The organism is Leptolyngbya sp. 'hensonii' (assembly GCF_001939115.1).
Classification (GTDB): Bacteria; Cyanobacteriota; Cyanobacteriia.
In genome coordinates, this window is the sequence record NZ_MQTZ01000017.1 from 198806 (window position 1) to 222646 (window position 23841).

The window sequence follows — 23841 nt, forward strand, 5'->3', positions numbered from 1 at the left end:
TAGAGACTCCATAACTGATCTTGCCACAGGCCGTCCTCTGCAAATGACTCCTTCACAGATTCCAGGGGGGATTGTCGGAGCGTCCCCTCTGGGCTGTACAATGAAGTGCTGATCCGCATCAATCAAGATTCATGATCTCCAGTAATGACTTTCGACCGGGCACCACGATCGAACTAGAAGGGAACGTTTGGCGCGTTGTGGAGTTCCTGCACGTCAAGCCAGGTAAAGGCTCAGCCTTTGTTCGGACAAAACTAAAAAACGCCCAAACGGGTAGTGTGCTGGAAAAAAACTTCCGCGCTGGGGAAATGGTCCCTCAGGCTACCCTGGAAAAAAGCACCATGCAACACACCTATAAAGATGGGGACCAGTTGGTCTTCATGGAGATGGAAACCTACGAGGAAGCCCGTCTGACCACAGCCCAGATCGGCGATCGGGTCAAGTATCTGAAAGAGGGCATGGAAGTGAACGTAGTCCGCTGGAATGAACAGGTGTTGGAGGTTGAACTTCCAAACTCCGTCGTTCTAGAAATCACCCAGACTGATCCCGGTGTTAAGGGTGACACAGCAACAGGTGGGACAAAACCGGCGATCGTCGAAACGGGTGCCCAGGTCATGGTCCCGCTGTTTATTTCAGTGGGAGAGCGCATCAGGGTTGATACTCGTACCGATGCCTATTTGGGTCGAGAGTAAGCATTAGGACTCGCTAAACTGTGCAAATTAATCTGAGTGAACTGCGTGAATTTCTGACCTCCCTGGAGCAGACCGAAATTTCGGAATTAACCCTGAAGAGTGAGGATTTTGAACTCACAGTCCGACGAGGTCTGAAGGGTGATGTGCCGATCGTGGCGATCGAGGCAACTGGTCATACTGGGCAGGGTAATCCCACCCCCCTGCCATCTGTGGCTGCGCCAGTAAGCAACTCTGCTGCACCACATGTCCCTGCTTCAGGCCCAACCCGATCTGCCAGTGACGGTGCAGCCGCTCCGGCCCCTGTTCCCCCTCCTGCTGCAGACAAAACCTGGGTGGAGATTACCTCCCCCATGGTGGGCACCTTTTATCGGGCTCCAGGCCCCGATGAGCCTCCGTTTGTGGATGTGGGCGATCGGATTCGTCCCGGTCAGACGGTTTGTATCATTGAAGCCATGAAGCTAATGAACGAACTGGAAGCCGAGGTGGCGGGTGAAATTCTCGAAGTTCTCGTACAGAATGGACAGCCTGTAGAGTACGGCCAAACCCTGATGCGGGTTAGCCCTCTATAGCACATTTTGCTATATTGAATATCGAGTGCTGGTGTAGCTCAGTGGTAGAGCAGCCGATTTGTAATCGGCCGGTCGCAGGTTCAAATCCCGTCACCAGCTTTTGTATGGCTGCAAGTTCGTACTCTCTTTGAGGGGTTCCTGATATGCCGCTTCAACTCCTAACTCAACCCCATGATTCTCCTACGGAACAGCGAGTACTGCTTCATGGTGTGGATTGGCATCAATACGAGGCCCTTCTTAATGTGCTGGGGGACAACTTCCCAACCTTGCGATTGAGCTATCTGGAAGCAACCCTGGAAATTATGACCAACTCTCCAGAGCACGAAGCCTTAAAGAAAATGATTGGGATGCTGGTCGAAGCCTACTTGCAGGAGACACGCACCTGGTTTCATGCTGGGGGTTCCACCACCTTTCGTCAGGCTGCAAAAAGACGAGGCTTAGAACCAGATGAATGCTACTGCTTGGGGTCCAAAAAGGAGTTCCCTGATCTGGCGATCGAGGTTGTGATCACCAGTGGCCTGGTCAACAAGCTGGAGATTTATCAAGGTCTGGAGGTGCCAGAGGTGTGGCAGTGGCAGGATCATCAATTTTCGATTTATCATCTGCGTCCCACCGGATATGAGTTAATCGTCACAAGTGAACTCCTACCAGACCTGGATATGGCTCTGCTAGCTCGGTACGTCCAGCCGGATGATCAGTTTAATGCGGTGATGGACTTTCGTGAAGCAATTCGTCAGGCAGAACACCGATCGCCATAATCAGCCGAGAACCTGGTGCGATCGTGGGTAGGGTGATGGCCGATCGGGTTGATGCCCGTGTCACGCGCAATTACCAGGTTCCAAAACTTTGAAATTAGGAAAGTGGATAGAGTTGGCCACTGCTTGGTAGTTGTACCTGGGTTTAGTAGCCGATCTTCATTTATTCTTTCTGAGAGTAAATCTAAAGAGATATGAACCTTTGCTGTCTATCTTGCGTAAACGGGATTAATATGCAGATTATTCGTTGCTCATATTCCCACTATAGATAGATAGGCAGCGGCGGATATATCTATATCCACCTATACGGAAAATGGGCAGAGAACGTCTTTTAGTCGATTGTTATGCATACAGTCTATGGCTGTTTTTTCGTAGAAGATACAAAAAATTCATTTCCTCATCTCACTATTCTTAATAATGTGGAGAAGTATGGCGTTGATCCGATTAAGTGATGCAATAAACAATCTTCGGGAAGAATTAAATCTTGCACAGGAACAGGGCAAGAAATCAGATTTGAAACTCAACATAAGCTCAATTGAGATTGAGCTAGAAGTAGTTGCAGAGAGTGAAGGAAGTGCTGGCACCAAAGTTAATTGGTGGGTACTTGGGGGAGAGCTTGCCTTAAAAGAAAAAGATGCTCGTAAGCATAAGTTAAAATTGACTCTACAGGCTTTAGATAGTAGTGGAAAAGCAATTCGCGTTTCTCAGGAACAATTGGAACGCCCAATGTAATCTCTCATTTTCCCTTTTCTCTTCAATATGAATCATAAGCGTGTTATCGAGATACATAATCCTCATCTTCAATGTGGAGGAACAGGTTATCTGATTCGGGATGATTTAATTCTCACAGCAAGTCACATAGTTGACTGTGATGAGGGTGCTGAAACATTTTATGATGTCCGTCTCATCGGAGAAGTTGAAGAAGGCTCACTCATATGGAGAGAAAAGGGAGCGAGGTTATGTTGGAAAGATAGGAATTTTGACCTTGCGCTGCTGAGGTTAATCGGCCATAGACCTAGATTTCTAGATCAAGATGATTCTGATATCAAACTTGGAAAACTAGGAGGTGAATCTCTCAATGCATGGGGATATGGGTTTCCGAGCGTTCAAATCATTCAAGGCCGTCAGAACCCAGAACCATTGGAAGGGAGGCTAAGCAAAATTGCTGGTTTAAAGGAGAAGCAGTTCCGTTTGCAAGTAACCTCCCCAATTCCAGATAACCCAGAAGAATGGAGTGGAATCAGCGGAACATCCTTGTTTGTAGGGAGTTTGCTGGTTGGCGTTATCACTGAAACGAATAAAAGCTTTAGGGAAAAAGCGTTGTGGGGAACACCTATTTCACTTCTTACCGAGAATCAGGAATTTTGTAGATTAATCAATCCAAATCAACAGCGTTTGGAGTTGGTTGACATGAAATCTCCCGCTGAATCCAAAGGATTTATGTCTTCAGTAAAAAAACCCAGATTTGCTGACAATCTAGTTATAAATACTGAAGATGACAAAAATCAACTTCTAGACTTTGCAAGCAAAACAATAGTAAATCAAAATAATCAAGAACTTAATATTATCGATTTTATAGCTCGAATCCCGAATAGGAGGATAGATAGAACAAGACCAATTCATTCAGTGGTGTTAAGGGGTGGGCAAGGATCTGGAAAAACTACTTTTCTTTCAGGACTTTATTCTTTCCTGGTTTCAGAATATTCGCCTAGGTTCAATCAGCTTCAACCTTTATATATCAATCTTACTGACTATGTGGGCACGGACAAGCCCAGAGAATATATTAAGGCTGACGTTAATAATATGGCAAGCTTCATATCAAAAAGCAGTAGCCAAAACTTTCTTCTAATGATTGATGGGCTTACCTCTCGCTCGAAAGATTTTTCAGAATTTTTATTAGACAAAATCCTAGAAGATATCATCAATGATTCCGAAAAAGTTGATGCAGTTATTTGGTCAATTTCCGATGAGTTTGAACGAACTGTTGAAAGTCATTTGAATGAGAAGAATGAATTTAATTCCTCTCATTTTCAGAATGATATTATTAGAGTTAAATCCATTAATGTAGAAGGAAAAGAAATTAAACATTTTCTAAAGCTATTCATTATTCTTCACAATAGGATATACAACAAAGAGACTATCAATAGAAATCTGGATCTTAAAGCTTCCCAATTAAAAAAGAAGTTGAAAAATCTTAATATAAGAGAAATTGACCAATTTATTTTATCAATTGTTTATCTTAAGATCGATGATCCTAGCTATGAAGAAATAAAATCTTTAGCCCGTTACATTGAAAGATACTGTCAGGATAAATTTGGATTTAAAAATCTAAATGATCTAGAAGGCATAGCTCTATTAGCTTACAAAATAGTAATCGAATCATTTTATTCTAGGTCAGATCTAAAGCCTAATTATAAAAGCCTCTGCATTACCAATGAAGATCGAAAAAATAATTCGTGGGGATTTTTGATTGAAACTAAAGTAATTCGTGATTTCCTTGCATCTTGGTATGTAATCCATTTTATTCACAATGCTGGGGCTGGCAAGGGGAGATACCTAGATCAAAAGTTTAGGGAAAGTATCGACAATGATATTATTGGATATGATTTTCCCAGATCTATAAATATATATTCCCGTGAACTAATTGATAGCCTAGATCCGCAAAAAAACTTCTCCAGAGGTATCGAAAGAATACTAGATTATATACATAAGACATCGGAACACAGTGAGAATCTTGCACAAACCGAAAACATTTTGTTTTACTTTCTTGGAAGATGTTCTAATAATGAAATGACTAATAATATTTTAGATAGAGCGCGGGAAAGAATAGAAGATAGATTAGAAAAATTGAAAGAGCTAGACAAAATACAAGAGCATTCTGACTTCGGCAATAAAAAAAGAATACAGTTGAAAACTCAATATAGAACTATTGCTGTCAGTTATATGGCGGTGCGTGCATGGCCAGCAAAGCTTATTGAAGATTTTTTGCATCAACTTATTTTTGATAAGGAAATGCGCAGCATTGATCGTGGATATCATCGTATATATTACGGTGATGAACAGCCATATAAAGATTTAGTTCCAGATTGCTACTGTGACTCTGAAAATTCTGATTGGTCTAACAGTTTTATAGCGCTCGAGACTCGAATTCTTGAGGAATTTCAAAGAATAAATGATATTTACGAGCAGTTTCAAGATTATGATGAAAGCAGAAGTTCAGGCTCTGAAGATTCGCTTGAAAAGTTTGATGTTTCCCTTAAGTTGCAACATCTAATTATTACTTTAGTCTCTTTTACTGAATCTCGCTACAATGCATTAAAATCCAATTTCATTACAGAAGAACAAATAGATTTTACCCGTAAAGTTATCCATTTTATTTTGACCTATGGTCAGGGAATTCTAGTCGATTTAGAGCAATATCTTAAAAAGATAAAACTAGATCTACATATTGGACGTACATCGTGGAATTTTATAATCGATTTATATAGATTAAAATGGACACCCAGAAGTGGATGGATTAAAAGAGAAATTCAAGAATTTTTTGATTTTGGGCGCATAGAATCTGTTGCTGACCACACTATACTAACCGTTTGGCTTGCTCAATTCTTGCTTCCTACTAATATTGAACAGAATAGCGCCTATGACAGAGAGTATAACAAGGCTAAGGTAAAAGATATATTAACTTTCCATGACTTTACTGAGATTTATACTGGTGATCTTATCCCCCACTATATGGATATTTCCCAAAAGAATAAGGCTGGTCTATTAAACCAGATGGTTTTAGACTACATTCGCTTTCAAGAGACCTATGCAAATCTGCATGGAACAAATGAAATCTATCTAAATTGCTTGGATTTTGCTAAAAGCACTCTTCAATCTAATGAGCTTGAAAAACCTTCAATCAATTCACAAATAGCCAGAGATATTGATAAATTCGAAAACCTTATACAACTACATATTTATCTTATTTTTTATCCAAACTCAATTTCTGAATCTGTATTTAACGAATTTAGTACAAATCTAATCGACAATATACGATCTGATGTTGTCAAGCGATTGGTGAGAGATTTTACTGAATGGTTCAACCATACAGCTAAAGAACAAAAACTATTTGATTTAGGTTCTCTTCCGTTTAGAGATCATGATTTATTGGAATTACAAAACAAGATTAATTATCCAGGCAGTTTGCAGTAGATAGCAACACTAGAAAATAGAAAACTTTCACATCAAGCTTATCTCAGTAACTCAGTACTCAGTAATGTCTTTAATTTTCAGAATGCACAGGCATCAAACAATAAAAATCTAAAAAGAATGAAGAAAATGTATGCTTTTTTTGATGGGGACAATATTGGCTCAACCATAGAAATTTTACTAACAGAAGGCCAAATTGAGAAAGCATCTAACTTATCTAAGAACATACAAATTGCCTTAACCGAAATAGAAGGATTTCTAAAATCAAAGAAAGGTATTGAAATTATTATCCTGGGTGGTGATGACATCTTAATAAGTTATTCTTCCTTAGAAAAAGAGGAAGCACTTTTAGAAGATGTTAAAAGCAGGTTTTTAAAAAGAACAGGTAATACTATGAGCTGCGGTGTTTCGGAGAATCTCTCCGAAGCAATTTGGAATCTCCATCTAGCAAAGCTTTACGGCAAGAATATGATCAAAGGAATCAAGTAAACATGAGCCAGCAATCCAAAGAGCTATATATTTTTGTTACTTCTGACCGACCTGATTTATACATCAATATCATCGGTTATTGTATAAAGCATTTCAATATTGCTAAAATAATCCTCTTAGGCATTGTCAAAGATAGAGGCCAAAAGTCAAAAAATGAGAAAGATCTTTTAGTTGTCAAAGATAGAATCAAAGAACAGCTTGAGTGTTTACAAAGATCTGAGTATTTATATTTTAATCAACAAACCAAGAAGTGGGATAAAAAGGAAATTAGTCTCGAAAAACATGAACAGCTGCGTTATCTGGAAATCTCCGAAAAAAGGATTGATATTCAATGCATTATCTATGACCATTTAGATGATGAACTGGATAATTTTATTAATGGTGATTGTATATTTGATTTATCTGGTGTTTTGAAGGAGTATTTGATAGATGTATACATTCTTTTGTTAAAAAAACAGGTGAAAGATGTATACGTTTTTGAGCTTCGTTTGCCACAACGCTTATACAATGAAAGAGAGCTAATTCACAATCTATTTCTTGATAGAGGGGATTATTCTTATATCCCCATAACTGCAAGTCAATATACAGCAGGAACAATTGTTAAGACAGAATCTCAAGAAAAAGCTGATCAAGCAAGAATTGATGCAACGCAGAAATTACTCAATATACTTGCCGGTGACTTTGCACGTAATGTACTCGTTATTTATGCAATCCTATTTTTATTCGTAGTCATTTGGACTACAAGATTGATTATCCAAGATGGATGGGGAAAATTAGAACCCTGGACTTTCTTGCTTTTCGTACTACTTCCTTATTTGATTAATCTTGTTGTTATGATCTTTTTCAAGAAAGAGTATTCACTCAAACCTAGTTATTTATATGAGGTAATGAGAAATTATAGGCTGAAAATGCTAAATAAGCAGTGGCTTATTTGACAGTTAAGACAAGATGGTTATAACTATTCCCTATCGTCTTTAACGGCTGTTTCCTCATCATTGGAGAGATACCAGGGTTCACCCGCCAGGTAAAGCATCACCGCAGTAGCCCAGATGAGATCGCCCTCTTTCTGGAGCATCGCCCGATCGATAAATTGAGCCACTGGAATCACCCAGAACCGATGATTCCCGGTGCTGTTAGCCCGGAACTGAGGCTGATTGGTGGTGCCCACAATCATCGAAACATACTATTAAAAGCCCAACTGTAAAATGGGATCAGCGTCTCAGCCAAGACCCCCATCCTGGAGCCTGGATCATGCAAATCACGATCGACCTGCCTGAAGCCCTTCAGCAAACCCTAATCCATCAAGCCGCCCAGAACCAAACGACCCCTGAGCAAATCATTCTCGCCACCCTCACTCAGAAATTTCTCCCCCAATCTGTACCCGACCTCGCCAACGATCCCCTCTTCCAACTGGCTGGATCGATCACCTCCAACATCCCTGACCTTGCCGAAAATCACGACTACTACATTGGTCAAGCCCTCTACGAAGAAATGAACCGCAATGCCGACTAGCCTATTTGTCGATACCTCTGGATGGGCTAGCTTTTTTATCCAAGATCAACCTCACTATCCTCAAGCCCTACAAGCTCTGAGCCATGCTCGCACCGAAAACCATACGATCATCACCACAAATTACATCATTGCCGAACTCGTTGCCCTGCTGTATAGCCCATTTCGCCTTCCCAGAAATCAACTCTTCTCCATCATCAACACCATTAAAAGCCGCCCCTACATCCAAATTATTCACATTGAGCCGCCCACAGACCAAGCCGCCTGGGAACTCTGCCAAAACCGCCCCGACAAACCCTGGTCACTTGTCGATTGCAGTTCCTTCGTCATCATGCAACAACACAACATCCAACAAGCCCTCACCACTGACCACCATTTTGAACAAGCAGGCTTCACTCGACTCTTGAAATAATCACAAAATACTGAAAGTTTTAAATTTAAATCAGGAAGTTTCGCCCATGCCAGGAAAATACGACAACGCCTTTCCAAATGCCCAAAAAGTTCAAATCTTCGAGCAAGTCGATACCTACATCGAAACCCAGCATAATCATGCCACCGACCCAAAGCTTATAGCTACGATTACTGACCTGCAAACCTTCCTGACCCAACTCCATACCCGCCATCCCAACGTCACCAGTGAAACCGAAGCCCTGGCAATCATTGATGCTGAATTCACCGAGATTCGGCAGTCCCCCACCCACCCACTAGCCAGATTGCGTCAACAATTGCTCAACCCGGAACGCCACCTGCAAGCGGCGAAAGCCACCGTGGTGGAGGTCACAAAGGCGGCTTGGGAGAAGAGTTTGATCGTGAAGGCATTCATTACCTATCTCGATAAACTGAGTGAAGACCCCAACCAAGGAGATTGAACTATGCAAATCACGATCGACCTCCCTGACCATCTCCACCTGACTGAGACCAATTTGCGTACCGAACTGGCGATCGCCCCTCCATAACCAACCAAGTTACCTATGATCTAAGAGGAGCCACGATCGCCAATTTTGCCCATGAAGTCCACGGCAACCAAATCACCCAACCAGACGAACTCCCATGAACATCCCCATCCCCGCAGACCTGGAACATCGTCTTCAGCCCCATCTTTCCCAACTCTGCCAACGCGCCCTTGAAGCGATCGCCCTCGAAGCCTACACAAATCGCTTAATGAGTGCTGCCGAAGTCCAAACTCTGCTGCAACTTCCCTCCCATCTTGCTACCGATGCCTTTCTCAAACAACACGGAGCCATTCGCTCTCTCACCTTAGAAGACGTTCAGCAAGACATTCAAACCCTCGATCAAGTTCTCCATGATCGTTCTTTGTGACACTTCTCCCATTTGCTATCTCATTCTCATTGGTCAGATTGACTTACTCCCGCAACTCTTTCAATCAGTCACCATTCCAGTTGCGGTTTCCAATGAGCTTTTGAATGAGAACGCTGGCGACTCAATTCATGAGTGGATTCAGAATCCTCCCCCATGGCTGAATATTCAGACTGTTCCTCAACCATTGCTCTCATTACCCAATTATCTCGGTGCTGGAGAATAGGAAGCAATCTCTCTCGCAGTCTTGCTTCAAGCCGATTTAGTTATCATTGACGATCTAGATGCTCGAACTGCCGCTCGACAACTCAATCTCCCGATTATCGGCACACTTGGCATTCTATATCGTGCTGGAATTACAGGACTCATTGACTTTCCGACAGCGATCGCTCAACTTCAACAAACCTCTTTTCACGTTTCCCAAACTCTCGTCCAGCAAATTCTTCAAGACTATTACCGCCATGTCCAACGCTCCCAAATTTGATCTCCATGGTGCAAACATTGGCAACCTTGCCGAAACCGTTGAAGGCGACCAGATTGCTCACATTCAAAATGGACTGGAGCAAAATCTTGAGATTCTATTGACAGACTACAAGCAATTTATTGAGCAACTTCAGCAGAAATACCCCACCCTAGCAGACACAACTACCGTTCCTCAAATTATTGAAGTCGAAGCGAAACTTATCGAAGCGCAAGATCACCATCGCTGGCAAAACTTTCTCAATCTCAAACGACTTTGGAATGGCAGCAAGAAAGCAGGCGTCAAAGTCGGCGAACACTTTGCTGAAAATAATGTCTGGGCAAAAGGCGCGATCGCTTTTCTTGAAGGCATCAGCGAAGATGGGAAGTAAGGTCATTAAACCCCCAGGTGGCAACATTATGCAAATTACGATCGACCTCCCTGACCATCTCCACCTGACTGAGGCCAATTTGCGTACCGAACTGGCGATCGCTCTGTTTCAGCAAGAACGCATCACCCTTGGAACTATGTCAGTCACACCTCACCCCTGAGCAATCTAGCCGTGATTGATTACCTCTGGCTGCTAGAAGCCATCTACCAAAGCGTTATCATTCCTACCGTGGTTGCCGATGAACTTGCGGCTGCCAATCATCCCACACTTCCTGCCTTGCTCCAGCTTGCTTGAATTCAACCTCGATCGCTCACCGACGCTGCCATGTCTCCATTCCAAAACTGACGGGCGATCGCAGGGGCTACAGGATGGGAGCCGACTAAAATAGAGAGACGATCGTGAAATAGCTACGCCAATGAAACCGATGAAGTAGCGGCATTGGCTTGGATGAATCAGCAACTTGAAGTCCTGGGGATAACCATCTCATGATGATGCAAGCTGAAGAAAAAAAGATTTTTACACCCGATGAGTATTTTGACTTTGAGGTGAATTCAGAGACACGGCATGAGTACATTCATGGAGAAATCATCCCCATGACGGGCGGCACACCAGAGCATAATGAAATTGCCAGTATTCTCAATGCTGCCTTAAGAGTCGCTCTGAAAGGACAACCCTACAGTATTTTTATTGCGGATCAAAGGCTTTGGATTCCCACTCACACTCTCTACACCTATCCAGATGTCATGGTTGTGCCTCGTCCGCTCGAACGACAGCAAGGAAGACCTGATACGATTACTAACCCAGTGATGATTGCTGAAGTGCTCTCAAAATCAACCAAAAGCTACGATCGAGACGAAAAATTTTTGGCTTACCGTGCCATTCCAACATTCCAGGAATATCTCTTGATTGATCAATACACTCCACATGTTGAGCAATACTTCAAAACTGACGCTCACAAATGGATCTTTACTGAATACAACGATCTAAAAGCACCTCTTTCACTCTCATCGATTCCCGTTGATCTCCATTTAGCCGATCTCTATGAAGGGATTGGATTTGAGTCATAAGTCCTGAAAGGAAAATTGACCGTCTGTGGGAAGATTCGAACAGAGCCATTGATTGCTATCCATCGCTGATCTGAGCTATCCAGCATCGATCAGGGAAAGAGGAGATATGAACATCAAAATCGGCAGAGTGCTTTTGGCTATATGCACTATAGGTATGGTGCTTTTGATCAAAAGCTGTTCTGTAACCCCCAGTCAATCTATCTTTACGGTCAACCCCATCGTTACAGGTCGTGCAGATGCTGCCCAGGAACTGCGCGACACGATCGTCGCCTTTTGGCAGGATTATCTGCGGCTAGATACACCGAGTTATCTCAACCATTTCACACCGGATGCGATTCGGCTCAGTGGCCGCAGCGGAGCACGCCAGGTAGGTCGCAGCGCCATCCAGGCCGGAATGCCCGCTGAATGGGAAGCCTTTGAACGTCCAAAAAACGTCATCGCGGAAAAGATGACTGTTGAGCGGGCGGAATTTCACATTGAGGGTAATTTTGCGACAGCCATTTATTGGATGGCTGTGAAAGGTGGCACACGCTGGCATTACACTGATCAGGGTTTAGTGTTTCAGGCTTTTGTCAAACAAGATCAACAATGGCGGGTAGTTCATCACACTGATGCTTGGTCACTGGATTACAACGTTAGCGAGCAAAAACCTGGTGCCGGTGCGACCTTTGATTTCGATTTTGCCTACCCCGTCAAAGACTTGACCCGTGCTATCCAGTTTTACACGCCTCTGTTGGGTGAGCCAGAGTCCGTCACACCAACCCATGCCTGGTTTAACCTGAGAGGTGGGCGGTTTATTTTGGAGACTTCGACCTGGGGTGGTAGGGCACAGGTGCGAAAACAGTTGCCCAACGGCTATGCCTTATTTTCGGTGCCGGATGCGGAAACCGAAGCAGCACGGCTGACGCAGGCGAAAGTCAAACTCCTCAGCCAACCCCAAAAACTGGGTGTGGATACCTATTGTGTCGGCCTGGATAAAGACCAGAACCTCTTTGTGTTGTGGGAAAAAGATTTCAAAGCTGCAACCAACATCGGCCCCACCGTAAGCGGTTTTCCCGCCCTCAACCCACTTGCAAAAACGGCACAACAAACCATCCAGTCCTGGCTGGCGATGGATACCGTGACCCTTAACAGGATGTATGCCCCCCAAGGGACGTGGTTTGATGACACCCGGCTCAAGCATCGGGGTCAAGAAAGGGGCTCCAGCATTGTGCCTGCTTTGCAGTCAGTATACTGGCCCCGCTACGATCGGGGGCAACGCGGCATAGCGGCCCACCTGGAAGCGGTTAACTTCCACACCCGTTCCTTTGGCTCACAATACATCGTCAGTTACGATATGCGTCTCACCGGGCAGGGAGCGCATCCCTTCCGCGATTCAGCCTGGGTGACGCAGGTGTTCAACAATGAGAATCAAGTGGCGCATACCTTCATCGTGGACAACAACCGTTCCAATGCCCCCGCATTGGAATTGGATTACAGCGGGTATCCGGTCAAAAATGTGAGCCAAGCTCGCCAGTTTTACGCCAAAACTATGGGCCTTGGCGAGGGGTATGACGACGAAAGTTATTATGGATTTTGGAGCAACCACGCGGTTTTTGGCTTGTACGAGGCCGACCCAGAGGAAGATAAGTTGCCACAACCGCGTCAAGCAAACGGATACATGAGCTTCTGGGTCCGCTCGGCCAAAGAGATATACAACTATCTCCAGCAGAACGGCAGCAGTTTTCCCATGATTCCGGCGATCAATGACAAGCGTGGTCTAAACCAGCAACCGGGTTATGTCCAGGTAGTGGCCACTGATAGCGAAGGCAACGTGATTCTCTTCACTGAATACAGCGGGCGACCACGCTGATTAACCACAGAAAGGGGGTGAGACTACCAGAGAAACAGCCTTAAGAACGTCAATTTTTACAATCTGCACCCCAAAAAGTATCAATAGGACTCAGGAATCCACTTACAAATTAACTTGCCTTCAATTTGCTCCCACTTAGCAATTAAGCGAGTTTTTTTAGGCTGTTCAGGCAAGCTGCTCTTCTCGTCAATGGAAACAACCGAACGAGTGATGGTGGTATGCATGATTGAATCCTCAATTAGACTATCGTGTGTGTGATAGTTCTAATTTCAGCGGGGCTATTTTGTATTCCTGACTACAATTCGTGTCCCCCATCCGGTCAGGCTGTGATGATCATCACGATTGCCCAGGGCCTGACTTTCGTCTAGGCGATCGTTGATCGCTTGGACGATGATTAGTAAGTTCATAGCCAGACCAAGTGGTACTGTACCTTGTTCTCCAGCTGCGACACCAACAGCCATTAATTGAGAATCAGATCAGTATCAAACGTGGGCTACGATCGCCATCTCTGGCAATCTCCGATAAGACGCATCCATCCAGCAGCGGGGCAGCGATTCACCCGATGGAAAGATCAACTCCGACTTCAGAAATCGCTCCGGTTCTTGAAGCTCTTCCCCACAGTGGTTCTGGCCGGTAACCTCTATCAGACAAGGATCAAAAAGATCTTGTAGGGATAGAATTTCAATCACATCTTGTGTGGATTTGTGTTGTAAAAACATCGGTCATGCTCCACGACAGATTACGACACTTTGATCCTATCGTCAGGGTGCAGGAAATTATTGTTCTGCAACAGTTTGAAAGCTTCACGTCATAGACCGTAAAGTAGGGAGACTCAGCGTTGATCGTGATGTATTCTCAGACTCTTTGGAAACCAGACGGGCGACAACTCACTCTGTACAGTCGGCACCCGATCGCGGCAGGAATCACCGCCACCAGTCCCAGCCAGGAGCCGATTCAGGCCCATCCTCATCGGCGTTGGCATCCCCTGCGGGGCGAGTGGGTCGCCTATGCCAGCCATCGTCAGGGCCGCACCTTTATGCCACCTGTCGCCTACAATCCCTTAGCTCCCACCCAGAACCCCCAGTTCCCAAGTGAGCTGCCCCAGGGAAACTATGATATCGCGGTCTTTGACAACCGCTTTCCCTCGATGATGGCAGGGGCAACGGAGGCTCCGACAACGATCGTCGCCAGCCTGCCCGCCAATGGGGTCTGTGAGGTGGTTGTGTTTAGCCAAAATCCCGAGGCGTCTCTGAGTAGGCTGCCCCTGGAGCATCTGGAGCTACTATTCCAGGTGTGGGCCGATCGCACCCACGTCATCAGCCAGATCCCCCAGATGCAATATGTGCTGCCGTTTGAAAATAAGGGGGTTGAGGTGGGGGTAACCCTGCACCATCCCCACGGGCAAATCTACGCCTATCCCTTTGTCCCCCCAGTACCCGCCCGGATGGGGGACTGTCAACGCACCTACTTCGAGCAGCATCACCAGGGCTTACTCCAGGATTTAATCCAAAAAGAGATCACTGACAACCAGCGCATTCTGTATCAGGATGAGTGGGCGATCGCCTTCGTTCCCGTCTGTGCCCGCTACCCCTACGAAGTCTGGATTGCCCCTATACAGCCAGTCACGACGTTTCTGGATTTGACCACAGAGCAACGATCGGGACTGGCCAGAGCCCTTAAGACCGTTACCCTCAAGTATGACGGGCTGTGGCAGCGGCCCTTCCCCTATCTGATGGCCTGGTTCCAGGCCCCGATCGACGGCCAACCCCATCCAGAATGGCATCTCCATGCCGAGTTCTATCCTCCCTATCGCACCGCTGATAAGCTCAAGTACCTGGCCGGGACGGAACTGGCAGCCGGTATGTTTGCCAACGACACCCTGCCAGAAGAAAAAGCCAGGGAATTGCAGGCCGTTTCTGTGACCCTGGAGCCTTGACCATGGTGGAGTTTCAGCAGATTTTCCAGGTTCCTGCTGTTGTGCAGGCCAGCGCCCCCGGACGGGTCAACGTCTTAGGGGAGCACACGGACTATAACGAAGGATTTGTCTTACCGACAGCGATTCCCCAGCACACCACAGTTTTTCTGAGTTACAGTCCCGACAGCAACCACCATTTCTACTCGACTAACCTGAATGAGGGCATTACGGTCAATCCTGCCGCATCACCACCGTCAGGATTTGCCCGCTATTTGGATGGCTGCGTGCGCGTGCTCCAACAGGCTGGATATGAGATTCCGCCGTTGAATGGGCTGGTTACATCCACGGTGCCAATCGGCGCTGGCTTATCCAGCAGTGCCGCCCTGGAAGTGGCCATGCTGCGGGGCCTGCGATCGCTGCTGCACCTCGATCTGACCGACGTGCAACTGGCTCAATTGGGCCAGCAGGCAGAGATCCAGTATGCTGGGGTTCACTGTGGCATCCTCGATCAGATGGCAGCCAGCCTTGCCGATCCGGAGCACCTGCTGTTTCTCGATACCCGCAGCCTCGATCGCCAGCTTCTACCCCTGCCCGCTGGCACAGAGCTGGTCGTGATCGACAGCGGGGTAGCCCGATCACTGGCCAGCAGCAGCTACAACCAGCGACGGGCGGAATGCGAAGCAGCAGCCCATCTATTAGGGGTAAAAGCCCTGCGCGATGTCAGCGATCCACAACAGGCAGAACGTCTGCCCGCACCCCTCTGCTATCGCGCCCGCCATGTGATCACAGAGAACGATCGGGTGCTGCGGGTGCTCACCGGCTTATCAGCAGGGACGTTTGGGGACTTAATGAATGCCTCCCATGCCAGTTTGCGAGACGACTACGAGGTTTCTGTCCCAGCTCTGGATGCCCTAGTAGCTCTCCTGCAAACTACGCCGGGAGTATTCGGAGCGCGGCTAACAGGGGCAGGGTTTGGCGGGGCCTGCGTGGCATTGGGAGTGAAGGGGGAGGCAGGGGCGATCGGGGCGATGGCCCTGCAGCGCTACGCCCAGGCCGGATATCACGGCCATGTCCTAGTCCCACAGTGAGGTTCAGGGACTGCCCAGTTTTTGCAGGGTGATGTCATTGGTCAGGTCGATCTGGCAGGCGAGTCGAGCCTGGGGCTGATCGGGGGCGAGGAGGTCCAGGATTTCCTGTTCCGCCTGACTGGGTGGGGGCAGATTGCCCTGCACCCGCACCAAACAGGTGCCACAAATGCCAGTGCGACAGCCAAACAAAATGGGGGAATTTTGCAGGGTCAGGGATGCAGCCAAAGGGGAGTGAGATTCCACAACCAGGGATGGATAGGCCGTATTAGGAAAGGTGATTCGGGGCATAGGGAAATCATTTTGCAGAAAAGATAAAGGATCATTTTGCAGAAGAGTCGTTGCAGGCAACGCCTGTATGGCTGTTCCATTGCGCCATTTTTTGCTGCTGGGTAGCCAAATATTTTGCCATGGAGTTGGAGGCCATGAGCGTCATGGAGCGATTGCTGGGCCAGATGTAATCTAGCTTGTCTAGATAGGCTTTGTAGGAAGCGATCGCCTCCTGATGGGTTTGAAAACTACGGTGCAGCCCTTCCGATTCCTGGGTAAAGCATTGGTGGATCATGCTGCGGGCTTCCCGATCGTCCATAGCAAATAGAGGCGATCGCAGCACCCGATAAATAGCAGTGTAAAGGGCGGGATCGTACCAGAAGATGCCGTTGATGGCGACGGAAAAGGGGTAGTGATCCTGCTGGCAGCCCCGAATGCCCAGGTTAGCGACCAGGCTTTCAAAGGGGGTGGGGGCAGGCAGGCAAGTCACCACCTCATGGGAGAGCAGAGTGGAACTGTTGAAGTGAAAGCTCTCGTCCATGAAGTGGTAGTAAGAGATTTTGGCGGGAATGGGGGCATGGTCCGGGTTGGGATGCTTCTGGTAATAACCGCTGAGTTTGTGTTGCACCAGTTTGCCATTGAGGGTCCGCAGTCCCCGCACGGTGAAATACTGGCAGGCCAGAAACGTATTGCTGGAGGAGATCAGTCCAAAATAATGTAGTTGAAGTTGTTTCCATCGGCGCTTCAGGGCATTGGTATTGGCAAAGATCATGGTCTCGGTGAAAGGACCGCGCATGGGATAGGTAAAGATGGACTCGCCAAACAGAGCCTGCTCAACCTGGTGCCCGATCGTGCGGAAGGCATGAATATGGGCGCGCTCCTGGGCAGACTCCAGGTCCAGCATGTCACAGACCAATCGGAAATCCTCCAGGGCATAAAGACCAGCAGCACTGGTCTGATTGAAGAAAATCGTGGCGATTTCAGCGGAAACAATCTGGGAGTAATAGGCCACCCAGTAGAGCTGATTCAGCCGAATGCGCTGGCTGGGGCTGGCCTGGTCCCAAAGGGGGGTGCCATAGAGAAGGGAAAATTCTTCTGGATTCCAGTATTCGTCCTGGCAGGTTTCATAGCGAAAGTCAGCGGCGGCCTGATCCAACAGGAGCGTGTGATCTTGCTGTTTGTTGCGGTTGTAGTTGAGCTGCAGTTTGCGCTGGAGAGGCAGGTTGTTTCGTAGTAGAGTTCCCCTGGAACGATCGGGCGATAGGGTTGTCATGGGCTATCCTCCAGCAATATGGGCACATTGTTCCGGAGAAAAGGGCTGGAAAGCTCCCTGCTCCTCCAAATCCTGCACGATCGTTCCTCCACCTCCACTCTGCATCAGCGATCGCAGGAGCTGCAGCCGCATCCCACTGTGGGTTTCCGTATCCAGTTCCGTAAAGATCTGCAACCGCTGGCTGGGGGAAAGGTCCCCTTGGACCTGGGCGATCGCCTGCACCAGTCGCTGGGGACCGGGCTGCACCAGTTGCAGGAACGGGACCAGAATTTCCAGGATGGCCGATCGACTGCTGCGGGTCAGATCCGTCTGCCGGAACAGGGTTACTCCGGTGGCATGGTGGCGGGCTTCGGCCTGGAGAAACTCGCGGAAGCGATCGGCCAGCACCGGATGGCTGCAATCCCTGGCGAGGCTGCGGTAGTGGCTCAGGCCCCAGCCTTCCAGCAATACCTGAATCATGAACAGCAGGACCGTTTTATCAGAACTCTCGGCTAATTCAGTCAGTAATTGCAGAAAGGGATCCGGAGTGACGATCGCAGCAGGGAGAAAGGGCTGTAGCTGGGCCAGATGGGTGGCCTCATCCGCTGCGAACAAGCTGTAGAGCATCCGCTCCTCCAGGGTTTCCGCGAGAAGGGCCATCCGGGTCATGTATCCCATTCCGGCCTGTTCGACGGCACAGGATTCCTGCAGGAGTTGGGTACTGGCGATGGTCAGCATGGCCTGCTGCTGCTCCAGAGTGGCCTCCCGAAACAGACTCACTCGGTCCAGACCAAAGTGGGCTGCATTCCAGTAGGGCACACCTGTCAGAACTGACTCCATCCTATCGGGCAGGGCCGATCTGAGAATGCGCTGCAGGGGATTTTCGGCGGGAAGGATTGGTAAATCCAACCCCGCAACACCATAGGTTAATCCTGAAGGTTGCAACCGATCACCTCTGGCATGGATTGGGATGACAGGGCAAGCTCTCCTGGAGTCGGGACGACAGCCAGGGGAACCCAGGTTTTCCAGGCGATCGCGGGTTGTTGCTCCAGATGCTGAATGAACTGAATGATGGACTGGTCTGCTTTCGTTGGGGTCTGGAAGTCGAACTGAATGGTCTGGAAGATGCGGGTGTCGCCTCTGGCAAAGTAATTGCCCACCCACTGGGTCACCTGCAGAATCAGACGATTGAGCAGCCAACCCGCAACCCCCGATCGTTTTGGCGTAATCAACACCGTCTGACCTTCTGTTTTTCCCTCTGGCAGCATCCGCAGGGTGAACAGGATATAGAAGTGCAGACAATCGGGACCGAGCGTCACCGTCCCCGTGCTGCCATACCAGTAGCACAGGCTGTAGGTGCCTTCCTGTTTATACAGGGGTTGAATTAGCCGGATCAGCCAGGAGTCCTGGCCCCCTCGCGTCGTATTGCTGAACAGGATGGCCTTGTCCTGCCGGTCCTGCTTGACGAAGTGGATTTCCAGAGGCAGGTTATGCACCGTATTGAAGTGGTGGGCATCGATCGCATTAATCATCACCACATTGGGATGGCAGTTTTTGTAGAAATGCGCCCCCAATCTGACATCACAGTCTGCCTGCTCCAGCTCCGGCACCGTGGGTGGCGGCGAACTGGGGGTTGTGCCGGTCCAGACCCAAATCAGGCCGTAATGTTCTGCCGTGGGCCAAGTCTGAATCTGGAGCGGAATCAGCGGTTCCACACCGGGCATCTCAATACAATGCCCCTGGGTATTAAACTTCCAGTTGTGGAAGAAGCAGCGTAGGCCATCCTCCTCGACCCGTCCTTCCGCCAGGTGCGCCCCCATGTGGGGACAGTAGGCATCCACCGCGATCGCTCGTCCATCGCGCCCCCGGTACAGGGCCAAATCCCGACCCTGGAGGGTCACGGGTTTGACCTGCCCCACCCGTAGTTGCCTAGAAGGCAACGCCCAGTACCAGCCTGGAATGAAGCAGTCCGGATGGTTGAAAACCTTGACCTGTCGGTTGGAGGTAAAGCTCATGGGTTTTGCCTCATACACTCATCAGAGCTAGGGCGGACCATAGACGCTGTCCCGCTGCAGTAAGATTGGCCTCACCCACCTCCGTCAGACAGACCAGTTCATCCCCCTGACGATGACCCGGATTGCGAGTCTGGAAAAACTGAATATGGGGGTCTTTGAGCCTTTCTGGGGGAATATCCCGCAATCCTGCCCGCAGCATCTGGGGATGGGGAAACCGGACGATGCCGGTGCGATCGTCGTACCCAGCGCCAAATTGCTGACGGGCCAGAAAGGCCATCAGCATCTGGATATCCGGGGGAGTGGGGCGATCGTAGCGGGGATAGAACACCTGGGCAAACAGGGGCAGAAATCGGTAGGTGCGGTAGCCAGAGGAAATCAGCAACCAGTAGAGTTTGCCCCTGGTGTATTTCTGCCGCAATTGCCGGACTGCCGTCAACCAGGATCGGGACAGAACCGAACTGGACCAGGATCCCGGATCGACGATGGTATCACCGGAGTAGACGATCGTCAGCCAGTCTCCCTGAAACTCAGTTTCATAGATCAGGAGAGTCGAAAACCCCTGTAAGGTGTCGTGGTCCCATAGTAGGATGGCCCAGTTCTTACAGCCTAAATCCGCTTCGAACACATCCCATCGCACACCGTCAAAATGGGTCTGGAGCAGGTTGTACATGGCCTGACGATCGGCAGCACTCAGAGCTTGGACAGGTATCAATTGAGCTTTCATACAAAAACTCTAGCGAATCCGGCCCTACATGACACACTGCATAGGCAAAATTTTAAGCTGGCACAGGCCAAGCCTATGTACTCAGGTCAAGAATAGAGACTTTTACCCTTGAGCAGGAACTATGGCATGTCAGCGCTACCACTAAAAAAACCCACCTGGTATTCTCAGGAACCTGATAGCTAGCCTAGAGAAAATCAATGGCAGAACCCAAGGGTCTTCAGCACACAATTAATGAAGACCAAAGAAGAGAAAGGGGTTGTCTATGTTTGCACAACTGCCAGAGCAACGAATGCACTGGATTCGCTGGGGATTGACTGTTGGTTGGCTCCTGATCATTGCCTCCCTGTTTTATGACCCCTGGACATCGGCACTTACCACATCCGATCATCCCTGGAGTCCCTTGCGGCTTCCGGATGCCTGTATACAGGTACAGGGAAAATGCCTCTCTGAGCAGCCCTATCCGTTAGGAACAACCCTCTTCTGGGGCACCATTGTGCCAGCCGCCATCTTTATCTTGCTGGTGTTTGGACATGAGTTATGGCGGCGGATTTGTCCACTCTCTTTTTTATCTCAAATTCCTCGTGCTTTGGGATGGCAACGACAATTCAAACGAGAGCATAAAAAGACTGGAAAAGTGCGCTATGAGTTGGCAAAAGTTGACCCAAATTCATGGTTGGGTCGCAACTATACCTATGTACAATTTGGCTGGTTATTTGGCGGGTTATGTGGGCGAATCTTATTTTTCAACGCTGATCGTTTGGTGCTAGCAATCTGGCTATTATTTACAATTACAGCGGCAATCTTTGTTGGCTACTGGTACGGTGGCAAGTCCTGGTGTCAGTACTTTTGCCCAATGGCTCCAGTTCAGAGTATCTACAGTGAACCAGGGGGATTGTTGAGCAGCAAAGCCCATATGAGCGAGCAACCGATTACACAATCCATGTGCCGTACGCTGTTGCCAGATGGCAAAGAGCAGAGTACTTGCGTCGCCTGTCAACATCCCTGCATTGACATTGATGCTGAGCGCACCTATTGGCAAAGCTTAAACCAACCTGAAACTTCATTTCTGCGCTATGGCTATGTGGGTTTAGTGATTGGCTATTTTAGCTACTACTATCTCTATGCAGGCAACTGGAACTATTACTTCTCTGGGGCATGGCTACGGCAAACCAACCAGATCGCTTCCCTATTTGATCCTGGACTTTACCTGTTTGGTCAGGCCATTCATATCCCCAAATTGATTGCAGTGCCACTAGTGCTGGGTGGATGCACGGCGATCGGGTATTGGGGAGGACAGTGGATGGAAAAACACGCCAAAGCTTACAGTCGGCGAAAACAGGCAAATCTGACAATCGAAACCCTTCGGCATCGCCTATTTACCCTATGTACCTTTGGCATTTTCAACTTCTTCTTTATTTTTGGGGGTCGCCCTCTGGTGCAGCTTCTTCCCTGGTCGGTGCAATACCTCTATGACCTAGGTTTAGTAACCCTGAGTACCCTCTGGCTTTATAAAACCTGGCGGCGTAGTCCTGATCTCTACTCTCGTGAAAATCTCGCGAATCGATTCCGCAAACAATTAGAGAAATTACAGCTTGATGTTTCACAGTTTTTAGAAGGACGATCTCTGAGTGATTTAAATACGCATGAAGTATATATATTAGCCAAAGTGCTTCCTGGGTTTACCCGTGAGAAACGGCATCAGGCATACAAGGGAGTTGTGCGAGAAGCACTGGAAGAGGGTTACGTGAACTACTCCAGCAGTCTGGATATTTTGCAGCAAATGCGTCAGGAATTAGGCATTACAGATGACGAACACCGCATTGTACTGGAGGAATTGGGCATTGAAGATCCAGAGCTGCTCAATCCGGATCGCAAACGCAGCTTAGAAAATCAGATACGTTTGAGTGGCTACCGCAAATCATTGGAGCGGCTAATGCTGCTCCAACGAAAACAGTCTGATCGCACTACATTTGAGCAACTGTCATTTCAGGATTCAGCCGCCGTTCATTCTCTGCGTCGTCAATATTCCATCACCTCTCAGGAAGAAGAGTGGATTCTGAGTGGATTTTCGGACAATGCTAGTAGTGTCAAGAAGGTAGAGTTTCTTCTGGCACAATTACCCGAATTAATCGACTGTTACCGCGCTCTGAATCAACCAATGCTGCAGCAGCATCAAGCAGTATTAACCCTGCTCCGAGAGAACATTCGTCATAAAAAAGAACTGATTGTCCGATCAATTCTAGAAAATTTGACACTGCTCCAATCTGATCCGACAGCATTCACCGTGGTACAAAGCTTGCAGCAAGCTTCACCTGCCATTTTAGGAGAGATTTTAGAACAGGAGAATTGGGGCGATCGAATACCACCAGCAATCCTGCAATATTTGACCCAGCCTGGGGAAACTCCAGTTTCCTGTTCACTGGAGTTCTCTTCTCAAGCCATTCTCGATCATCTCGAAGCCTTGCTTCAGGATCAAAATCCCATGATTCAGGCAGCAGCACTCTATATCATTACCCAACTGGACACAAAACGCAGTCAGGAGATTGCTCGAAATCATCGTCATAAATTCAGTTCCCGCCTGGTGCAGGAAACGATCGATCTGCTATTGTCTCCACCCCTGACATCCACAGCAAACCCATCCCTCAGCGAATTCCCAACACTAGAGAAATTGGTGTATTTGTTTAATAGCGACTTTTTCCATCGAATGCAAAGCGAAACGCTCATCGCCCTTGCTGATCAGGCAGAGGTGAAAACCTATAGCCAAGGGGAAGTGATCACAGAGGCAGGAGATACCTGTCGAGAGTTACTGCTGTTGATCGAAGGCGATGCCAGAATTCATTACCAAACTGGATCGAAGGTTAGGGTGGAGCAGCTTCATCCCGGGCAAACCCTAGATGAGTTAGAGGTTTTAACCCACAGCAACTCAGAAAATACGATCGTTGCAGACAGCGAAAGCACCCGGATCTTGGCCCTGTCTGTCGATGCTTTCGATGATTTACTTGACCATGATCCTGATTTTGCCCGACGAGTCCTGGAATTAGAAAGTCGGCAACTGCAGCGATTTGTCCGATCAGTGCAACCACTTTAGAGACCAAAAGGAGACTATGCCAAGGCCGGGATTCTAGCGCTAACCCTGCTCTCTGAACCGCCGTTGTCTTGAACCCACTATGCTGCCAAATCCAGTTGAAATAGCTTGCCACTAAGGAATGAGAATTAAATAACACCGATAAACTCCTGATTGCCCTCACCCCCCTGCCCCCTCTCCCGCTGGGAGAGGGGGAGGGGTTGGGG

29 protein-coding genes and 1 tRNA gene are annotated in these 23841 nt (G+C 47.9%); 21 read left to right on the top strand and 9 right to left on the bottom strand.

Annotated elements, in window-relative coordinates; translation table 11 throughout:
* Positions 1-131: 131 nt before the first annotated feature.
* The 8 genes from efp to BST81_RS06490 all read left to right on the top strand — a co-directional run bounded on the left by efp (position 132) and on the right by BST81_RS06490 (position 7628).
* The gene (gene efp, locus BST81_RS06455; RefSeq protein ID WP_075597707.1) at positions 132-689 is read left to right on the top strand and encodes an elongation factor P; all 558 of its coding nucleotides are present in this window, start codon (positions 132-134) and stop codon (positions 687-689) included.
* Between the two features lie 20 nt (positions 690-709).
* The gene (accB, locus tag BST81_RS06460; RefSeq protein WP_075597708.1) at positions 710-1258 is read left to right on the top strand and encodes an acetyl-CoA carboxylase biotin carboxyl carrier protein; all 549 of its coding nucleotides are present in this window, start codon (positions 710-712) and stop codon (positions 1256-1258) included.
* A 27-nt stretch (positions 1259-1285) separates the two neighbouring features.
* A tRNA-Thr gene (locus tag BST81_RS06465) sits at positions 1286-1357 on the top strand.
* A gap of 44 nt (positions 1358-1401) precedes the next feature.
* Positions 1402-2016 carry a Uma2 family endonuclease gene (locus BST81_RS06470; protein ID WP_075597709.1) on the top strand — a complete coding sequence of 205 codons (615 nt, stop codon included), beginning with the start codon at positions 1402-1404 and terminating at the stop codon, positions 2014-2016.
* 426 nt (positions 2017-2442) lie between these two features.
* On the top strand, positions 2443-2745 hold the full coding sequence (locus tag BST81_RS06475) for a trypco2 family protein (protein WP_075597710.1): 303 nt from the start codon (positions 2443-2445) through the stop codon (positions 2743-2745).
* 27 nt (positions 2746-2772) lie between these two features.
* On the top strand, positions 2773-6207 hold the full coding sequence (locus BST81_RS06480; RefSeq protein WP_075597711.1) for an HD domain-containing protein: 3435 nt from the start codon (positions 2773-2775) through the stop codon (positions 6205-6207).
* A gap of 126 nt (positions 6208-6333) precedes the next feature.
* A complete protein-coding gene (locus BST81_RS06485) occupies positions 6334-6693 on the top strand; it encodes a mCpol domain-containing protein (protein WP_171974682.1) in 360 nt (119 codons plus the stop codon).
* Between the two features lie 2 nt (positions 6694-6695).
* The gene (locus tag BST81_RS06490; RefSeq protein ID WP_075597713.1) at positions 6696-7628 is read left to right on the top strand and encodes a hypothetical protein; all 933 of its coding nucleotides are present in this window, start codon (positions 6696-6698) and stop codon (positions 7626-7628) included.
* 23 nt (positions 7629-7651) lie between these two features.
* Here the strand turns inward: BST81_RS06490 and BST81_RS06495 are convergent, their stop codons facing one another.
* Positions 7652-7867: a VapE domain-containing protein gene (locus BST81_RS06495; protein ID WP_075597714.1), complete on the bottom strand. Its 216-nt coding sequence runs from the start codon at positions 7865-7867 to the stop codon at positions 7652-7654.
* 77 nt (positions 7868-7944) lie between these two features.
* On the opposite strand from BST81_RS06495, the gene BST81_RS06500 reads away from it, so the two are divergent.
* From BST81_RS06500 to BST81_RS06535, 10 genes are all read left to right on the top strand, one after another.
* A complete protein-coding gene (locus tag BST81_RS06500) occupies positions 7945-8205 on the top strand; it encodes a hypothetical protein (RefSeq protein ID WP_075597715.1) in 261 nt (86 codons plus the stop codon).
* Entirely contained in the window at positions 8195-8614 is a 420-nt protein-coding gene (locus BST81_RS06505; RefSeq protein ID WP_075597716.1) for a PIN domain-containing protein, read from the top strand. Before BST81_RS06500 ends, BST81_RS06505 begins: the two co-directional genes overlap by 11 nt.
* A gap of 46 nt (positions 8615-8660) precedes the next feature.
* Positions 8661-9071, top strand: a complete 411-nt coding sequence (locus BST81_RS06510) for a hypothetical protein (RefSeq protein ID WP_075597717.1) — start codon at positions 8661-8663, stop codon at positions 9069-9071.
* A 181-nt stretch (positions 9072-9252) separates the two neighbouring features.
* Positions 9253-9522: a UPF0175 family protein gene (locus BST81_RS06515; protein ID WP_075597718.1), complete on the top strand. Its 270-nt coding sequence runs from the start codon at positions 9253-9255 to the stop codon at positions 9520-9522.
* Between the two features lie 244 nt (positions 9523-9766).
* On the top strand, positions 9767-10003 hold the full coding sequence (locus BST81_RS29215; protein WP_216351235.1) for a DUF3368 domain-containing protein: 237 nt from the start codon (positions 9767-9769) through the stop codon (positions 10001-10003).
* A complete protein-coding gene (locus BST81_RS06525) occupies positions 9981-10370 on the top strand; it encodes a hypothetical protein (RefSeq protein ID WP_075597719.1) in 390 nt (129 codons plus the stop codon). The genes BST81_RS29215 and BST81_RS06525 overlap by 23 nt, the downstream gene beginning before the upstream one ends.
* Positions 10360-10530 (top strand): UPF0175 family protein, encoded by a 171-nt coding sequence (locus tag BST81_RS28405; protein ID WP_216351236.1) that lies wholly within the window; start codon positions 10360-10362, stop codon positions 10528-10530. Before BST81_RS06525 ends, BST81_RS28405 begins: the two co-directional genes overlap by 11 nt.
* A gap of 11 nt (positions 10531-10541) precedes the next feature.
* Complete coding sequence (locus BST81_RS29085; protein WP_290439421.1) at positions 10542-10664, top strand: hypothetical protein; 123 nt, start codon at positions 10542-10544, stop codon at positions 10662-10664.
* A 191-nt stretch (positions 10665-10855) separates the two neighbouring features.
* Entirely contained in the window at positions 10856-11437 is a 582-nt protein-coding gene (locus tag BST81_RS06530) for a Uma2 family endonuclease (RefSeq protein WP_075597720.1), read from the top strand.
* 106 nt (positions 11438-11543) lie between these two features.
* A complete protein-coding gene (locus BST81_RS06535; protein ID WP_143780245.1) occupies positions 11544-13289 on the top strand; it encodes a hypothetical protein in 1746 nt (581 codons plus the stop codon).
* An 80-nt stretch (positions 13290-13369) separates the two neighbouring features.
* Here BST81_RS06535 and BST81_RS27945 read toward each other — a convergent pair whose 3' ends face one another.
* The 3 genes from BST81_RS27945 to BST81_RS06540 all read right to left on the bottom strand — a co-directional run bounded on the left by BST81_RS27945 (position 13370) and on the right by BST81_RS06540 (position 14008).
* Positions 13370-13513 carry a hypothetical protein gene (locus BST81_RS27945; RefSeq protein WP_171974683.1) on the bottom strand — a complete coding sequence of 48 codons (144 nt, stop codon included), beginning with the start codon at positions 13511-13513 and terminating at the stop codon, positions 13370-13372.
* A 54-nt stretch (positions 13514-13567) separates the two neighbouring features.
* Complete coding sequence (locus BST81_RS29090; protein WP_290439422.1) at positions 13568-13696, bottom strand: hypothetical protein; 129 nt, start codon at positions 13694-13696, stop codon at positions 13568-13570.
* Positions 13697-13771: 75 nt separating this feature from the next.
* Entirely contained in the window at positions 13772-14008 is a 237-nt protein-coding gene (locus tag BST81_RS06540; protein ID WP_075597722.1) for an acetyltransferase, read from the bottom strand.
* Between the two features lie 128 nt (positions 14009-14136).
* Between BST81_RS06540 and galT the strand changes: the two genes are divergently transcribed.
* Positions 14137-15225, top strand: coding sequence for a galactose-1-phosphate uridylyltransferase (galT, locus tag BST81_RS06545; RefSeq protein WP_075597723.1), 1089 nt, complete (start codon positions 14137-14139; stop codon positions 15223-15225).
* Between the two features lie 2 nt (positions 15226-15227).
* On the top strand, positions 15228-16292 hold the full coding sequence (galK, locus tag BST81_RS06550; protein WP_171974684.1) for a galactokinase: 1065 nt from the start codon (positions 15228-15230) through the stop codon (positions 16290-16292).
* A 3-nt stretch (positions 16293-16295) separates the two neighbouring features.
* Here the strand turns inward: galK and BST81_RS06555 are convergent, their stop codons facing one another.
* Genes BST81_RS06555 through BST81_RS06575 form a run of 5 tightly spaced genes read right to left on the bottom strand, consistent with a single transcriptional unit; the run spans position 16296 to position 20550 of the window.
* Positions 16296-16580, bottom strand: a complete 285-nt coding sequence (locus tag BST81_RS06555; protein ID WP_075597724.1) for a 2Fe-2S iron-sulfur cluster-binding protein — start codon at positions 16578-16580, stop codon at positions 16296-16298.
* A 31-nt stretch (positions 16581-16611) separates the two neighbouring features.
* Entirely contained in the window at positions 16612-17832 is a 1221-nt protein-coding gene (locus BST81_RS06560; protein WP_075597725.1) for a P-aminobenzoate N-oxygenase AurF, read from the bottom strand.
* A gap of 3 nt (positions 17833-17835) precedes the next feature.
* Entirely contained in the window at positions 17836-18720 is an 885-nt protein-coding gene (locus BST81_RS06565) for a ferritin-like domain-containing protein (RefSeq protein ID WP_253188104.1), read from the bottom strand.
* Between the two features lie 17 nt (positions 18721-18737).
* Entirely contained in the window at positions 18738-19826 is a 1089-nt protein-coding gene (locus BST81_RS06570; RefSeq protein ID WP_075597727.1) for an aromatic ring-hydroxylating dioxygenase subunit alpha, read from the bottom strand.
* A gap of 10 nt (positions 19827-19836) precedes the next feature.
* Entirely contained in the window at positions 19837-20550 is a 714-nt protein-coding gene (locus BST81_RS06575) for a hypothetical protein (protein WP_075597728.1), read from the bottom strand.
* Between the two features lie 262 nt (positions 20551-20812).
* Between BST81_RS06575 and BST81_RS06580 the strand changes: the two genes are divergently transcribed.
* Positions 20813-23638 carry a cyclic nucleotide-binding domain-containing protein gene (locus BST81_RS06580; RefSeq protein WP_075597729.1) on the top strand — a complete coding sequence of 942 codons (2826 nt, stop codon included), beginning with the start codon at positions 20813-20815 and terminating at the stop codon, positions 23636-23638.
* Positions 23639-23841 lie beyond the last annotated feature (203 nt).